At 67.9% G+C, this 14,520-nt stretch carries 15 protein-coding genes and 1 pseudogene; 11 read left to right on the top strand and 5 right to left on the bottom strand.

Annotation, left to right across the window (positions count from 1 at the left end):
* Window positions 1-205: pseudogene (locus AC5Y4N_RS00005) on the top strand (hypothetical protein); the annotation flags it as partial.
* A 387-nt stretch (window positions 206-592) separates the two neighbouring features.
* Here the strand turns inward: AC5Y4N_RS00005 and AC5Y4N_RS00010 are convergent.
* Window positions 593-1,084 carry a DNA-deoxyinosine glycosylase gene (locus tag AC5Y4N_RS00010; protein WP_499912801.1) on the bottom strand — a complete coding sequence of 164 codons (492 nt, stop codon included), beginning with the start codon at window positions 1,082-1,084 and terminating at the stop codon, window positions 593-595.
* Window positions 1,085-1,115: 31 nt separating this feature from the next.
* Between AC5Y4N_RS00010 and AC5Y4N_RS00015 the strand changes: the two genes are divergently transcribed.
* Together AC5Y4N_RS00015 and AC5Y4N_RS00020 are read left to right on the top strand one after the other, a co-directional pair.
* Entirely contained in the window at window positions 1,116-1,547 is a 432-nt protein-coding gene (locus tag AC5Y4N_RS00015) for an HIT family protein (RefSeq protein ID WP_499912799.1), read from the top strand.
* A 10-nt stretch (window positions 1,548-1,557) separates the two neighbouring features.
* Complete coding sequence (locus tag AC5Y4N_RS00020; RefSeq protein ID WP_499912796.1) at window positions 1,558-2,013, top strand: nitroreductase family deazaflavin-dependent oxidoreductase; 456 nt, start codon at window positions 1,558-1,560, stop codon at window positions 2,011-2,013.
* Here the strand turns inward: AC5Y4N_RS00020 and AC5Y4N_RS00025 are convergent.
* Both AC5Y4N_RS00025 and AC5Y4N_RS00030 read right to left on the bottom strand, forming a co-directional pair.
* Entirely contained in the window at window positions 2,010-3,047 is a 1,038-nt protein-coding gene (locus tag AC5Y4N_RS00025; RefSeq protein WP_499912793.1) for an LLM class flavin-dependent oxidoreductase, read from the bottom strand. The genes AC5Y4N_RS00020 and AC5Y4N_RS00025 overlap by 4 nt on opposite strands.
* 8 nt (window positions 3,048-3,055) lie before the next feature.
* Window positions 3,056-3,880, bottom strand: a complete 825-nt coding sequence (locus AC5Y4N_RS00030; protein WP_499912791.1) for a uracil-DNA glycosylase — start codon at window positions 3,878-3,880, stop codon at window positions 3,056-3,058.
* A gap of 73 nt (window positions 3,881-3,953) precedes the next feature.
* Between AC5Y4N_RS00030 and tap the strand changes: the two genes are divergently transcribed.
* The 7 genes from tap (at window position 3,954) to AC5Y4N_RS00065 (ending at window position 11,043) form a co-directional block, all read left to right on the top strand.
* A complete protein-coding gene (gene tap / locus AC5Y4N_RS00035; protein WP_499912789.1) occupies window positions 3,954-5,198 on the top strand; it encodes a multidrug efflux MFS transporter Tap in 1,245 nt (414 codons plus the stop codon).
* Between the two features lie 89 nt (window positions 5,199-5,287).
* A complete protein-coding gene (locus tag AC5Y4N_RS00040; RefSeq protein WP_499912787.1) occupies window positions 5,288-5,695 on the top strand; it encodes a dopamine receptor D4 in 408 nt (135 codons plus the stop codon).
* 125 nt (window positions 5,696-5,820) lie between these two features.
* A complete protein-coding gene (locus AC5Y4N_RS00045) occupies window positions 5,821-7,386 on the top strand; it encodes a succinic semialdehyde dehydrogenase (protein ID WP_499912785.1) in 1,566 nt (521 codons plus the stop codon).
* Window positions 7,383-8,747, top strand: a complete 1,365-nt coding sequence (locus tag AC5Y4N_RS00050; protein ID WP_499912782.1) for an FAD-binding oxidoreductase — start codon at window positions 7,383-7,385, stop codon at window positions 8,745-8,747. The genes AC5Y4N_RS00045 and AC5Y4N_RS00050 overlap by 4 nt, the downstream gene beginning before the upstream one ends.
* Window positions 8,748-8,791: 44 nt before the next feature.
* Entirely contained in the window at window positions 8,792-10,033 is a 1,242-nt protein-coding gene (locus AC5Y4N_RS00055) for a cytochrome P450 (protein ID WP_499912780.1), read from the top strand.
* On the top strand, window positions 10,030-10,611 hold the full coding sequence (locus AC5Y4N_RS00060; RefSeq protein WP_499912809.1) for a TetR/AcrR family transcriptional regulator: 582 nt from the start codon (window positions 10,030-10,032) through the stop codon (window positions 10,609-10,611). The genes AC5Y4N_RS00055 and AC5Y4N_RS00060 overlap by 4 nt, the downstream gene beginning before the upstream one ends.
* A 63-nt stretch (window positions 10,612-10,674) precedes the next feature.
* The gene (locus AC5Y4N_RS00065) at window positions 10,675-11,043 is read left to right on the top strand and encodes an aminopeptidase (RefSeq protein WP_499912778.1); all 369 of its coding nucleotides are present in this window, start codon (window positions 10,675-10,677) and stop codon (window positions 11,041-11,043) included.
* Window positions 11,044-11,058: 15 nt separating this feature from the next.
* Here the strand turns inward: AC5Y4N_RS00065 and AC5Y4N_RS00070 are convergent, their stop codons facing one another.
* Window positions 11,059-12,198, bottom strand: a complete 1,140-nt coding sequence (locus AC5Y4N_RS00070; RefSeq protein ID WP_499912776.1) for an acyltransferase family protein — start codon at window positions 12,196-12,198, stop codon at window positions 11,059-11,061.
* Complete coding sequence (locus AC5Y4N_RS00075) at window positions 12,195-13,850, bottom strand: DEAD/DEAH box helicase (RefSeq protein ID WP_499912774.1); 1,656 nt, start codon at window positions 13,848-13,850, stop codon at window positions 12,195-12,197. The genes AC5Y4N_RS00070 and AC5Y4N_RS00075 overlap by 4 nt, the downstream gene beginning before the upstream one ends.
* 78 nt (window positions 13,851-13,928) lie before the next feature.
* On the opposite strand from AC5Y4N_RS00075, the gene AC5Y4N_RS00080 reads away from it, so the two are divergent.
* On the top strand, window positions 13,929-14,492 hold the full coding sequence (locus AC5Y4N_RS00080) for an LppP/LprE family lipoprotein (protein WP_499912772.1): 564 nt from the start codon (window positions 13,929-13,931) through the stop codon (window positions 14,490-14,492).
* The last annotated feature ends 28 nt before the right edge of the window (window positions 14,493-14,520 follow it).

Raw genomic sequence — 14,520 nt, forward strand, 5'->3', positions numbered from 1 at the left:
TCGCGGCCTGATCACCATCACCGGGCCCGCCGACGCGCTCGTCGTCACCGACAACGCTGGGCGAGTACTGAGCGCCGCCTCGCTGGCCCGCCCACCAACCCAACCCCCGCCCGCGGTGCCGCCCTGTCCGGGGCCCACCGGTGAGCGCGCCCAGTGGTGGTGGTACCAACCCTTCCAACCCCAACCACCACCGACCAACAACTGAGGTGCCCTCTACCCGGCAGACGGGTCATGTCCTCGAAAGCCAAGCGGCACAATCATGCCCGATGGGGGCGCCGCGCACCCGCGGCCGGTCGGGCGGCAGAAGGCACCCGGCTCGCGATGTTGACCGGGCTTTCGAAGCAGTCCCCCGCCCCGCTTACCGCAGACCCGCTCGCGACGCCTACGCGCAACCGTGGCAAGTCCGAATTGCGGTTGTTGGCAATGAGATTCAGCATTGCTTCGAACAGAGGAGCCGGCTGGGACAGACGAGCATCACCCGCGTCGCCGTCGTCTAGATCATCCGGACCGGCGGAACGGCGATCCCGCGCCGCCGCACCGTCGAGTCCGTCGAGCAGTCCCGATGCGTGCTAGCCCGATCCGGCCGCGCGCGTCAATCGTCGACCGCAGCACGCCACGCGCGCACCTTGTCGCGGTACGAGACCGCTGCGTTGGCCGGGCTCGTCGACGGCAAGCGAATGCATACCGGCAACGACGTCAACGACGGGGCGACAAGCCTGCGGAACACCTGCTCAGCCTTCGCGCCATTGAAGCAAACGCGGTGAATGCGCGGATGTTCGGCGAACAAGGCGCCAAATTCGTTGGCCCTCATGCCTTCTCGCACGATCGCCGAATCCAGGCTGCCGACCCGCTCGCACTTGTCCAACACGTCCCACAGCCCGACGCCGGCCGACAACAATGCATCGAGCCGAGCTGCATAGTCGGCGGATACATCGAAACCGAGAAGCTCGCTCATGATGCGCCAGAAGGCATTCCGCGGATGCGCGTAATACTCGCCCATCCGCAGCGACACCTCACCCGGCATCGAGCCCAAGACCAGAACGCGGGTGCGTGAATCGACGACGGGCGGCAGACCACTCGGCACCGCCTCACCCTACGACCGCTACGGTGGCGGGATGTCATGCGTGTTCTGTGAGATCGTCGCGGGCAACGCGCCTGCGATCCGGATTTACGAAGACAACGACTACCTGGCGATCCTCGACATCCGCCCGTTCACGCGAGGACACACCCTGGTGCTGCCGAAGCGGCACACCGTCGACCTGACCGACACCCCTGCGCAGACGCTGGCCGACATGGTCGCGATCGGCCAGCGCATCGGGCTGGCTGCCCGCGCGTCGGAACTCGGCGCCGACGGCAACAACGTCGTGATCAACGACGGCAGCGCCGCCTTCCAGTCGGTGTTCCACATCCACCTTCACGTTGTGCCCCGCAGAAACGGCGACAAGTTGTCGTTTGCAAAGGGCGTGGTGTTGCGCCGCGACCACGACCGCGAGGAGACCGCACGCATCCTGCGCGATGCGCTGGCGCGGATAGACGCCGACCAGTAAGACTTGCGCCATGGGTGTCTCCGAGTGGGTCGAAAAGAACGTCGGTGCGCGGCTGCTGCGGCTTCACGATCAGCTCTACCAGCGGACCGATGGCCGGATCGGGCACAAGTTCCCCGGCGTCCCGCCGATGCTGCTGTTGCACACCACCGGCGCCAAGACGGGGCAACCGCGGACGAACTCGTTGACGTACGCGCGCGACGGCGACGCCTACCTGATCGTCGCGTCCAACGGCGGATCGCCGCGTTATCCCGGCTGGTACCACAACCTGCGAAAGAACCCGAATGCCGAAATCAACGTCGGCACAAGGCGTTTCCCGGTGAGCACCCGCTGCGTCACTCCTGACGATCCCGACTATGAGCGGCTGTGGGAAATCGTCAACAAGAACAACAGCAACCGTTACAAGGGCTATCAGCGCCGGACGTCGCGGCCGATTCCGATCTTCGAACTCAAAGCCAAGACCGCTTAGAAAAGTTCCTTGGCCAACAATTCCAGCGTCATCTCCCGGCCGGGGCTTGTCGCCGGGTCGGTACCCCGGTGGGCAGATGCGACGGGGTGGACCATCACTTCGTCGACGTCGAAACGTTGAGCCAGCGCCCGCACCTGCGCGGCCGCTTCAGCTGGGGTGCCGACGACGGCGCGTTCGAGTCCGGCGTCGACGATCGCCTGCTCGGCTGAGCTGATCCGGGCAGCCTGCGCGTCCTCGACGAGATCGAGCGGGCCGAGCGGTTGCCCGGTGCGCAGTCGCGCCATCATCTGCAGGTTCGGCAGCAGCAGCGCCTCGGCCTCCTCCCGGGTCGGCGCCACTGAGGCGTTGACGGTCAAGAACGTCACCGGCTCCGAGGCCAGCTCACTGGGTACGAATTCGGACCGGTAGATCCGCAGCGCTTCCTCGGTGCCCTTGCCGGTGAAGTGGTGTGCAAACACGTACGGCAGGCCCTTGGCGGCCGCCAGATGCGCCGAGTACGCCGACGACCCGAGCAGCCACAGCCGCGGCTCGCTGACCGCCGCCGGGGTGGCCTTGAGGAGGTAGCGCTGACGGGGAATGGCCACTTGCGCCCCGTATGGGCTCATCAGCGCCACGACATGGTCGAGGTACTGGGGGAACTTGTCGATGTCCGAATCGTCGCGACCGGCGGGTCCGCGCAGCATGTACGACGTCACCGGGTCGGTTCCCGGCGCGCGGCCGATACCGATGTCGATGCGCCCGGGGTAAGCGGCCTCGAGCAGCGCGAACTGCTCGGCGACGGCCAGCGGCGCATGGTTGGGAAGCATCACACCGCCGGAACCCAACCGCAGCTGCGAGGTGTGCGCCCCGAGCAGTGCAATCAGCACGGGCGGACTGGTGGCCGCCACCGACGGCATGTTGTGGTGCTCGGCCACCCAGTAGCGGGTGTAGCCGAGCCGGTCGGCCGCCTGGGCGAGCCGCACCGTCGCAGCGAGCGCGTCGGCCGTGGACTGGTCCGCACGCACCGGAACGAGATCGAGAACAGAAAGCTGCATCGGTTTCTTCAACGCGTCGGTGAATCCGGAATTCCCGCCACCGCCCTGGCCCGGGTGAACACGTCGTCGAGCATCGCCGGAGTCAGCTTGCCGGTGAACGTGTTCTGCTGACTCGGGTGGTAACAGCCGAGCAGCACTAGGCCGGGGCCAACGGTCGCTTCGGCGCCGTGTCCGAAGCGCGGCGCCGGCGAGCCAGCTCCCACCATCTGCAGGGCGGCGCGCCAGGCAAACCCGCCGAGCGCGACGATCACCTTCACGTAGCGGCCCACCAGCCGCCACTCGGCATCCAGCCAGGGCTTGCACGTCTGCCGCTCCTCCGGAGTGGGGGCGTTGGCGGGTGGAGCGCAGCGCACGGCGGCTGCGACGCGGGTGCCGATCAGCGCCAGCCCGTCGGCGGCGTCGACGGCCAGCGCCTGGTTGGCCAGGCCGGCGCGGTGCAGAGCGGCATACAGCACGTCCCCGGATCGATCACCGGTGAACACCCGGCCGGTGCGGTTGCCCCCATGGGCCGCCGGCGCCAACCCGACGATGAGCACGCGTGGCTCCTCGGATCCCCACCCTGGTATCGGGCGACCCCAATATGGTTCTGCCACAAAGGATTTGCGCTTCACCCGGGCCACCTGCTCACGCCATTCCACGAGCCGCGGGCAGGCCCGGCACACCGACACCATCGCGTCCAGATCCGCGACGGCCGAAACATCCGCGGCGAGAGCGGCCACCTGTTCGGGGGTTGAGGCCACGGGCGTCTTCGGCGTCGCTGGATCGCCGGGCCAGCCGCAGCCGGGCGGCACCGGGGAGTCGAAAGGCGTGCCGAGACGCGGATGAGGCAGCACCGGTCCACTGTGCCCGCCCGGAAATTCGGTCGTCCACCCGGATGCCCGCTGCTAGATTCCGGGCAGAAACCCCATGAAATCCACCACGTCACGCGCGCCGGTCTCCCTTTTGCTGTTCGCCGCACTGGTGGCTGCGGCCGGAAACGGCATCAGCATCGTCGCGTTCCCGTGGCTGGTGCTGCAGCGCAACGGCAGTGCGCTGCAGGCCTCGGTGGTGGCCGGCGCGGCGTCGCTGCCGCTGCTGTTCTCGACACTGCTGGCCGGTACCGCCGTGGATTTCTTTGGCAGGAAACGCATTTCGATCGTCTCGGATGTGATGTCGGCGGCGACGGTGGCGGCGATCCCGGTGCTGGCGTTGGTGCTGGGCGAAACCGCGGTCAACGTGACTGTGCTGGCCCTGCTCGCCGCGTTGGGCGCGTTGTTCGACCCGGCCGGAATCACCGCGCGCGAGTCGATGCTTCCGGAGGCGGCCGCGCGTGCGGGATGGACGCTGGACCGCACCAACGGCTTGTACGAAGCCGTGTTCAACGTCGCCTACATCGTCGGACCAGGCCTCGGTGGGCTGCTGATCGCGACGATCGGCGGCATCAACACGATGTGGGTGACCGCTGCGACGTTCGTGCTCTCGATCGTCGCGGTCGCCGTGCTGCGGCTCGAGGGCGCCGGGCCGCCCGCGGTTCACGAACGCCCCGACAGCGCCTGGTCCGGGATGGCCGAGGGGCTGCGGTTCGTGTGGAACCTCAAGGTGCTGCGCACGCTCGCGTTGATCGAGCTGGCGATGACCGGGCTGTACCTGCCGATGGAAAGCGTGCTGTTTCCGAAGTACTTCACCGATCGCGACGAACCCGCCCAGCTCGGGTGGGTACTGATGGCTCTGAGCGTCGGCGGGCTCGTCGGCGCTCTCGGCTACCCGCTGCTGGTGCGGCGGATCAGCCGCCGCGTGACGCTGCTGGTGGCGACGCTGACCCTCGGTGTCTGCACCGCCGCGATCTCCGTGCTGCCGCCACTGCCGGTGATCCTGCTGCTGTGCGCAGTGGTCGGTCTGGTGTACGGGCCGATCGCGCCGATCTACAACTACGTGATGCAGACCAAGTCGCCGCCGCCGCTGCGCGGCCGGGTCGTCGGCGTGATGACCTCGCTGGCGTATGCGGCCGGCCCGTTGGGCTTCATGCTGGCCGGTCCGCTGGCCGACGCATTCGGGCTGCGCACGACCTTTTTGGCCCTGGCGGTCCCGATGATGGCAGTCGGGCTGGTTTCGCTGCGGCTGCCCTCCCTGCGCGAGCTGGACCGGCACGATCCGGAGCCGGTACCGAATTGACAGCGGCGAGGCCGCCCGCAGAATAGGTGTCACCTGTAACGATTGTGTCGTCGCAACGAAGCCTTAGGCAGGGACACGAGAGGTTGACGATGAAGATCGACACCCGAGTGGCAGCGGGCCTCGGCGCTGCCGCCTGTACTGCGGCGTTTCTGTCGGCGCCGGCCGCGTTGGCCGATCCGCCGACGCCCGATATCCCGCCGTCGCCGGACGTCGTCGCCCAGGCCTCTGCCCCGGACTCAGCCACCGCTCCTCAACCAGCTTCGGTGCCGCATCTGACCAGCCCCGAGAACCTGCCACCGGGAACCACGGACACGCCGAGCAACGAGGGTCCGCGCATGTCGTATCTGCGGGGCATCTGGAACGCGATCCAGGATCGAGACCTCACCTGGAAGGACGGCCTTCTTCTGCTGGCGCAGCGGCCGATGAACCCGGACGCCGCTCCTCCGCCGGGCGTCGCGCCCGGTCCACAGCCGCCCGCCGCTGCGCCGACTCCCTAAGCGTTCCGTCGCCACTCCCTTTCCCTCTGTAGCCCCCCGACCTTTCCTCGACTCCTCCACAAGGGAAGCATGGAGGTGACCGGCGCACTGTCGGCTGTGCCGCCTGATTCGAGGAAGGATCGTCGATGACCACGGTTCGCGAGCCCATTTCCGTTGGCCCGCTGTTGGGGAAGCTTGCGGCGCGGGTCGACAGCACCAACACCGGCGCCTATCGCGAAGTCACCAACGCGATGACCGGCGAGCCGCTGGGCCGCGTGCCGCACTGCACCGCTGACGACGTCGCCGCCGCCGCGCGCCGGGCCCGCGAGGCGCAGGCTCAGTGGGCGGCCCGGCCGGTGCAGGAGCGCGCGGAGGTGCTGCTGCGGCTGCACGACCTGGTGTTGCAGCACCAGGACGAGATCCTCGACATCATCCAGCTCGAGAACGGCAAGGCCCGCAGGCACGCATTCGAGGAAGTCGCCGACGTTGCGCTGACCGCGCGCTACTACGCCAACACCGCCGAGGCCTATCTCAGCCCCAAACGCCGTCAAGGGGTGCAGTTGATGCTGACCGAGGTGTGGGAACACCACCACCCCAAAGGCCTGGTCGGCATCATCTCGCCGTGGAACTACCCGTTGACGCTGGGCATCAGCGATGCGCTTCCGGCGCTCGTCGCCGGCAACGCCGTGCTCGCCAAGCCCGACGACCGCACCCCGTTCTCAGCGCTGTGGGCGGTGCAGCTGCTCGAGCAGGCCGGGATGCCGGCCGGCCTGGTGCAGATGGTCACCGGGCCCGGCTCCGAGTTGGGCACGCCGATCATCCAGCAGAGCGACTACCTGATGTTCACGGGTTCCACCGAAACCGGACGAAAGGTGGCGGCCCAAGCGGGCGAACGCCTGATCGACTGCTCGATGGAACTGGGCGGCAAGAACGCGCTGCTTGTTCTCGACGACGCCGACGTCGGCAAGGCAGCGACCGGCGCGGTGCGGGCCGCGTTCTCCAACGCGGGCCAGCTGTGCATCTCGATCGAGCGGATCTACGTCCCGACGCCGCTGTGGGACGACTTCGTCGACCGGTTCGTCGCAGCCACCAAGGCCATGAAACTGTCTGCTGCGCTTGACTATTCGGCAGACATGGGCTCGCTGATCAACGAGACGCAGTTGCAGACCGTCACACATCACGTCGACGACGCGGTGAGCAAGGGCGCGACCGTGCTGGCGGGTGGCCGGGCGCGGCCGGACATCGGTCCGTTCTTCTACGAGCCGACGATTCTCACCGGCGTGCGCGAGGGCATGACCGCATTCGCCGACGAGACGTTCGGGCCGGTGGTGTCGCTCTACCGCGTCGACAGCGAGGACGAGGCGATCGCGAAGGCCAACGACAGCCGGTTCGGCCTGAACTTCAGCGTCTGGACTTCCGACCCGGCGCGCGGGCGGCGTGTCGCGACTCGGCTGCAGGCGGGCACCGTCAACGTCAACGAGGGCTACGCCGCCGCGTGGGGGTCGATCGACGCCCCGATGGGCGGCATGAAGGATTCCGGCCTCGGGCGGCGCCACGGAGAGCATGGCATCTTGAAATACACTGAGCCGCAAACGATTGCGATCGAGAAGCTGCTCCCAGTAGGGCCGCCGCCGTGGTTGCGCGCCGACCGCTACGCACGCGTGATGACGACCGGCCTTCGCGCGCTGCGCCGGCTGCCGGGCGTCAAATGACCGCAGACGTCCTCGCCGAACTGATCGCCTCGCTACCCGACGGCATGGTGGTGACCGATCCGGCGATCACCGAGTCGTACCGGCAGGACCGTGCGGCAGACCCCGCCGCGGGCAAGCCGATGGCCGTGATCCGGCCGCGCCGCACCGAGGACGTGCAGACGGTGCTGCGTTGGGCCACGCGGCATCGTGTCCCAGTCGTGCCGCGGGGCGCCGGCAGCGGATTGTCAGGTGGTGCAACAGCTTTGGACAACGGCATCGTGCTGTCCACCGAGCGGATGCGCGACATCACCGTCGACCCGGTCACCCGCACGGCCGTCGTGCAGCCGGGGCTGTTCAACGCCGAGGTGAAACACGCGGTCGCCGAACACGGGCTGTGGTATCCGCCGGACCCGTCGTCGTATGAGATCTGCAGCATCGGCGGCAACATCGCCACCAATGCGGGTGGGCTGTGCTGCGTGAAGTACGGCGTCACGACGGACTACGTGCTGGGACTGCAGGTGGTATTGGCCGACGGCACTGCGGTGCGGCTGGGCGGCCCACGACTGAAAGACGTTGCAGGGCTGAGTTTGACGAAGCTGTTCGTCGGCAGTGAGGGCACACTGGGTGTGATCACCGAGGTGACGCTGCGGCTGCTGCCACCGCAACAGCCGCAGAGCACCGTGGTGGCCACGTTCTCGTCCGTCGAGGCCGCCATGCGCGCGGTGCTGGCGGTGACGGCGAAGATCCGCCCGGCCATGCTCGAATTCATGGACGCCGTCGCGATCAACGCCGTCGAAGACAAACTGCGAATGGGGCTGGACCGCAACGCCGCTGCGATGCTGGTGGCCGCCTCTGACGAGCGTGGCGCAGCCGGGCAAGACGCCGACTTCATGGCCTCGGTTTTCGCCGAGCATGCGGCCACCGAGGTGTTCTCCACCGACGACCCCGACGAGGGCGAGGCGTTCGTCGCCGCGCGCCGCTTTGCAATCCCTGCGGTGGAATTGAAGGGCTCGCTGCTGCTCGAGGACGTCGGGGTGCCACTGCCGGCGCTGGCCGATCTGGTGACCGGGGTGGCCCGAATCGCCGCCGACCGCGACGTGATGATTTCGGTGATCGCGCACGCCGGCGACGGCAACACCCACCCGCTGATCGTGTTCGACCCGTCGGATGCCGCGATGAGCCAGCGCGCCGAGCTGGCGTTCGGCGAGATCATGGATCTCGCCGTGCAGCTGGGCGGCACGATCACCGGTGAGCATGGGGTGGGTCGGCTGAAGCGACCATGGCTGGCCGGTCAGCTGGGGCCCGACGCGATGGCGCTGAACCGCCGCATCAAGGACGCACTCGACCCGGCGGGCATTCTCAACCCTGGCGCGGCGATCTAGCCGTTGTCTTGACAGGCGCCCGTAGCTTGTCGATGCTATGAGACATGACGGCGGTTCTGTCTCACAATTCTCCGGTGGCGTTCCAGCTCGCGAGCGCGCAGACCTGGCCCAATCCGTGGCCGATGTACAGGGCGCTGCGCGACCACGATCCCGTCCACCACGTCGTCCCGCCGGAGAAGCCCGACCACGACTATTGGGTGCTGTCTCGGCACGCCGACGTGTGGGCGGCAGCGCGCGACCACGAGACCTTCTCCTCCGCACAGGGTCTGACGGTCAACTACGGTGAACTGGAATTGATTGGGCTGCAAGACAATCCACCGATGGTGATGCAGGACCCGCCGGTGCACACCGAATTCCGCAAGCTGGTGGCGCGCGGTTTCACACCGCGCCAGGTGCAGGCCGTCGAGCCCGCGGTGCGCGCATTCGTCGTCGAACGGCTGGAGAAGCTACTGGCGGCCGGCGGCGGCGACATCGTCACCGAGCTGTTCAAGCCGCTGCCGTCGATGGTCGTCGCCCACTACCTCGGCGTGCCGGAAGAGGACCGCGACCAGTTCGACGGCTGGACCGAGGCGATCGTCGCGGCCAACACCGTCGAAGGGGGCATCGGCAACGCGCTCGAATCGGTAGGCGACGCGGTGGGCTCGATGATGGCTTACTTCACCGAGCTGATCGAGCGCAGACGGCGCGAGCCGGGCGACGACACGGTGTCACACCTGGTGGCTGCCGGCGTCGGGGCCGACGGCGACATCGCGGGCACGCTGTCAGTGCTGGCGTTCACGTTCACGATGGTCACCGGAGGCAACGACACCACCACCGGCATGCTCGGCGGCTCCGTGCAACTGCTCCACCAGCGGCCCGACCAGCGCAGGCTGCTGGCCCAGCAACCGGACCTGATCGCCGACGCGGTCGACGAGCTGCTGCGGCTGACCTCGCCGGTGCAGGGGCTGGCGCGCACGACGACCCGCGACGTCACCGTCGGCGACACCACGATTCCGGCCGGGCGCAGGGTGCTGCTGCTGTACGGGTCGGCCAACCGCGACGAACGCGAATACGGCCATGACGCAGGGGAACTCGACGTGATACGCCGCCCGGCGAAGATCCTGACGTTCAGCCATGGCGCTCACCACTGCCTCGGCGCGGCCGCCGCCCGCATGCAGGCCCGCGTCGCGCTGACCGAACTGCTGACCCGCTGCCCCGATTTCGAGGTCGACGAGGACCGCATCGTCTGGGCCGGCGGCAGCTACGTGCGCCGTCCGCTGTCGGTGCCGTTCCGGGTTACCAGCTGATGGCACGCGACTGGCTGGCCAATAACCGCAGCGAGGTGGCTGCCGACCGCATCCTGGACGCGGCGGCGACGCTGTTCGCCGAACGTGACGCGGCGACCGTCGGTATGCAGGAAATCGCAAGTGCCGCAGGCTGTTCGCGCGCGACGCTGTATCGCTACTTCGAAAACCGCGAGGCGCTGCACACCGCGTTCGTCAACCGGGAGGCCTACCGGCTGCACCGGGAACTCACCGATCAGATCCGCGACGTCGAAGACCCTGCCGAACGGCTGATCGCCGGTGTCACCACCGCACTGCGAATGGTGCGCAGCAGTCCGGCGCTGGCGTCGTGGTTCGCGGCGAACGAGCCGCCGATCGGCGGCGAGATGGCCGAGCAGTCCGAGGTGATCAAAGCGCTGACGGCCGCGTTCTTGAACTCACTTGGCGCCGACGATCCGGCCGTCGTCGAGCGGCGCGCCCGCTGGCTGGTCCGGGTGATCACCTCGCTGTTGATGTTCCCGGGCCGCGACGAGGACGACGAACGGCACCTGTTGCGGGAGTTCGTCGTGCCGACCGTCGTCGGCGCCCCGGCGCGACGCTAGGTTTGGACGCAACTGGGCCCGGGTATCGAGGCTCAGACATTCGACAGCCCAGGGGGTTAAACGGTGAACGCGCAACGGTTGTTATTGCTGGTCGGGGCGATCGCAGCGATCGTGGGGATCATCTTCTTGCTGGTCCCGCCCAGCGCTTCGGGTGATCGGGGCAGCGTCGGCTGCGGAGTTCCGATCGCCGGTGGCGACCTGCAAGCGGCGCGCGACAAGGACAACGAGACCGTCGGGAACCAGCTCGGCAACACCCCGGTCATCGGGCCGGTCATCCAGGACGTCGCGCCGCAGACCCAGAGCCACCAGTACGAGGACAACTGCAAGAACGCGATCAACAACCGCCTCGAGTGGGCGATCCCCGTGGCAGTGCTGGGATTGGTCTTGGCGGGTGGCTCGTTCCTGATCCGCGGTCGGGCACCGGCCCGCTGACGGCACGCGTCGACGTCAGGCGCGCACGCGAGTGGCGCGGTGCAGCAGCCATGCCAGCGGCACCGTCATGGTCAACGTGACCGCGAACAGCGCGAGCATGTTGCCGGTGTAGACCCGCCAATGCAGCACCTCGACCATCGCGATCTCCATCACGACGAGGTGGATCAGAAAGATCTCGTAGGAGATTTCGCCCAGCCACACCATCGGCCGGCTGGCCAGTACACGGGCGTACCAGCCGCGGTTGCCCAGAACCAGCGGTCCCACCATCAACGTCGCGATCACCGCGTAGAACGCCGCCTTGGCCAGCGCCTCCCACAACTTCGTGGGAGACGTGGTCGGCTCGCCGCCGATCGGCGTCGAGACGATCAGGTAGCACACCAGCGCCAGTGGCAGGCAGACGCCGGCATGCCAGCGCCGGCCCATCGGGGCCAGGACGGCCAGCATCATGCCGCCGAGAAACCACACGAAATATGTTGGTAGCCAAAGCCGTCCGCCATCGGGCAGCCAGTCGGTGGTGTGCACCAGAATCAGCCACAGCGGCGTGACCAGACTGAGTGCGGCCAGACCTGTCAGCAGCAGCCGCGGCTGCCACCGTCGGCGGCACAGAACCACCAGCAGCAGATAGGCCAGTAGCGGCAGCACCACGTAGAACGCCACCTCCACGGCCAGGCTCCACATCTGCGTAAGCCCTTGGTGCAGATAGGAATACATGTAGTTGTCGGTGTAGATCTGGGTCAGGGTCAAGTTGCGCACCAACCCGGTCCAGTGGTGGCCGGGGTTCGGACCGGCGGTACGGAAGTGGTACACCACATAGGCCGCGACGACCGTGACCACATAGGCCGGCATGATGCGTCGCACCCGGTGCCAGGCATAGCGGGCGATCGACGGAGCCGGCCGGTCCTGCTCGGTTGCGCGCACCCATGGACTGAAGAGCAAAAACCCCGACAAGACGAAGAAGACCGGCACGCCGATCTCCATGCGCGAGAAGAACAAACCCCAGTAGCCCTGCGGATACTTGCCCGTCGTGTAGGCCGCATGCGTGCCCATCACCAGCAGTGCGGCCACGGCGCGGATGCCGGTGAGAGACGCCACCCGTTCGGCCCGCGAGACCGACTCCAGCCCACCCTGCGCGTCGAGTTCCCGCGACACCGTCATTGCGTCGGCCGTCTCCTGCGGTCGGGCTTGAGGTTGATGAGCACGCCGGAAATGCGGGTCTTCTCCAGGGCCTTGAGCGTCTCGCGGGGCAGCTTCGCCGGAAGTTCGACGAGTGAGAAGTCCGATTGGATCGCGATGTGGCCGAAATCGCTTCGGTGCAAACCACCTTCGTTGGCGATGGCCCCCACGATGGCGCCCGGGCCGACCTTGTGCCGCTTGCCGACGTCGATGCGGTAGGTGGCCATCTTCTGGTTGGTGCGGCGCGGCTTGGCCGGGCGTTCGGCACGCTCCTTGCGCCGCTCCACGGGCGGCTCCGGCGCCATCAGGAACTGCTCACCGTCACGCGACTGCAAAGCGAGCGCGGCGGCGATGTCGGCCATCGGCACGTCGTGCTCACGTTCGTATTCTTCGACCAAGCTGCGGAACAGTTCGATGCCGGGCGCACTGAGCGCGTCGGTGATCGAATCGCGGAACTTGGCGACCCGTTGTGCGTTGACGTCTTCGACGGTGGGAAGCTGCGCCTCCGTGAGCTTTTGGCGTGTCGCCTTCTCGATCGCCTTGAGTAGGTGCCGTTCCCGCGGCGAGACGAACAGCAGCGCCGAGCCACTGCGGCCGGCCCGGCCCGTGCGTCCGATCCGGTGCACGTACGACTCGGTGTCATGAGGGATGTCGTAGTTGAGCACGTGCGAGATGCGCTCCACGTCCAGGCCGCGGGCCGCGACGTCGGTAGCGACGAGGATGTCGATGCCACCGTCCCGCAGCGCCGCGATGGTGCGCTCACGCTGCGCCTGCGGCACGTCACCGTTGATCGCCGCCGCGGAAAACCCACGGGCGCTGAGCTTTTCGGCCACCTCCTCGGCGGCTTGCTTGGTGCGCACGAACACGATCATCGCGTCGAACGGCTCGACTTCGAGCACCCGTGTCAGGGCGTCCATCTTACGTGGACCGGCCACTTGGATGTAGCGCTGCGAGATGTTCTCTGCCGTCGCGGTTTTCGCCTCGACGGTGACCTCGACCGGATCGTGCAGGTACTTGGAGGTGATCTTGCGGATGGCCGGTGGCATGGTCGCGGAGAACAGCGCCACCTGCTTGTACTCGGGAGTGTCGGCGAGGATGCGTTCGACGTCTTCGGCGAAGCCCATCTGCAGCATTTCGTCGGCCTCGTCGAGCACCAGATAGTCCAGGCGAGACAGATCCAGCGTGCCGCGTTCGAGGTGGTCGATCACCCGTCCGGGGGTGCCGACCACCACGTGCGCGCCGCGTTTGAGCCCGGCCAGTTGCACGCCGTAGGACTGACCGCCGTAGATGGGCAGCACGTTGATCCGAGGCAGATGTGCGCCGTAGCGGCGGAACGCCTCGGCCACCTGCAGCGCGAGCTCGCGGGTGGGTGCGAGCACCAGCGCCTGCGTCGCGGTGCTCGACGTGTCGATCTTCGACAGGATCGGCATCGCGAACGCGGCGGTCTTGCCGGTACCGGTCTGCGCCAGGCCGACGACGTCGGAGCCGGCCATCATCGCCGGGATCGTCGCCGCCTGGACCGGTGAAGGCGATTCGTAGCCGACGTCGTCGACAGCGGCCAGCACCGCGGGATGGATGTGCAGGTCGGCGAACGAGGTGGCAGGACGCGAAAGGTCCTGGTCCGGGGAGGTCATCGTGAGATGAGTCTAGTGGCCGCGCAGTCGGCCCCGCCTGCGATCGAATCGCGGACCGCGACGGTACGGTGCGCACTTGTGAAAGGGATCGGGATCGTCGTCGCGGTGGCCGCGGCGGTGACCGTGGCGTCGGCCGGCTGCGGCGCCGGGGATTCCACCGTCGCGAAGACCCCGGAGCCGCGTAGCACTGCGCCGGCGGCTGGGCCCCCGGCACCGCCCGTGCCGCCGCCAGCGGCGCCCGCCCCACCGCCGCCCGCCCCATACGACCCCTGCGCGGTCAACCTGGCGGCACCTGAGATCGCCAAAGCCGTCGCCAGCCTGCCGCCCGACCCGCGCAGCGGCCAGCGCTGGAACCCTGAGCCCGTCGCCGGGAACTACAACGAATGCGCGCAGCTGTCGGTGGTGATCGTGCGGGCCAACACCAACGCCGACAACCCGAACACCCGCGCGGTGATGTTCCACCAGGGCAAGTTCATTCCCTCAGGGGTGCCTGACACGTTCGGCTTCAATGCGATCGACTCGTCGGCGAGTACCGGCGACACCGTCGCGCTGAAATTCTCCAACGGGATGCCCGGGCTGGACAGCGTGGTGCGATTCCGGTGGAACGGCAACAACGTGGAACTGGTCGCCAACACGGCGTAAGCACGCGCACGCTGGTGAGCCGTGAGCG

This window comes from Mycobacterium sp. NGS19, assembly GCF_059813155.1.

What these genes read in the sequence shown, in the direction of transcription:
- AC5Y4N_RS00015 (WP_499912799.1), top strand. Translation starts at nt 1,116, where the DNA reads ATGTCATGCGTGTTCTGTGAGATCGTCGCGGGCAACGCGCCTGCGATC.
- AC5Y4N_RS00020 (WP_499912796.1), top strand. Translation starts at nt 1,558, where the DNA reads ATGGGTGTCTCCGAGTGGGTCGAAAAGAACGTCGGTGCGCGGCTGCTG.
- AC5Y4N_RS00025 (WP_499912793.1), bottom strand. Translation starts at nt 3,047, where the DNA reads ATGCAGCTTTCTGTTCTCGATCTCGTTCCGGTGCGTGCGGACCAGTCC.
- tap (WP_499912789.1), top strand. Translation starts at nt 3,954, where the DNA reads ATGAAATCCACCACGTCACGCGCGCCGGTCTCCCTTTTGCTGTTCGCC.
- AC5Y4N_RS00040 (WP_499912787.1), top strand. Translation starts at nt 5,288, where the DNA reads ATGAAGATCGACACCCGAGTGGCAGCGGGCCTCGGCGCTGCCGCCTGT.
- AC5Y4N_RS00045 (WP_499912785.1), top strand. Translation starts at nt 5,821, where the DNA reads ATGACCACGGTTCGCGAGCCCATTTCCGTTGGCCCGCTGTTGGGGAAG.
- AC5Y4N_RS00050 (WP_499912782.1), top strand. Translation starts at nt 7,383, where the DNA reads ATGACCGCAGACGTCCTCGCCGAACTGATCGCCTCGCTACCCGACGGC.
- AC5Y4N_RS00055 (WP_499912780.1), top strand. Translation starts at nt 8,792, where the DNA reads ATGACGGCGGTTCTGTCTCACAATTCTCCGGTGGCGTTCCAGCTCGCG.
- AC5Y4N_RS00070 (WP_499912776.1), bottom strand. Translation starts at nt 12,198, where the DNA reads ATGACGGTGTCGCGGGAACTCGACGCGCAGGGTGGGCTGGAGTCGGTC.
- AC5Y4N_RS00075 (WP_499912774.1), bottom strand. Translation starts at nt 13,850, where the DNA reads ATGACCTCCCCGGACCAGGACCTTTCGCGTCCTGCCACCTCGTTCGCC.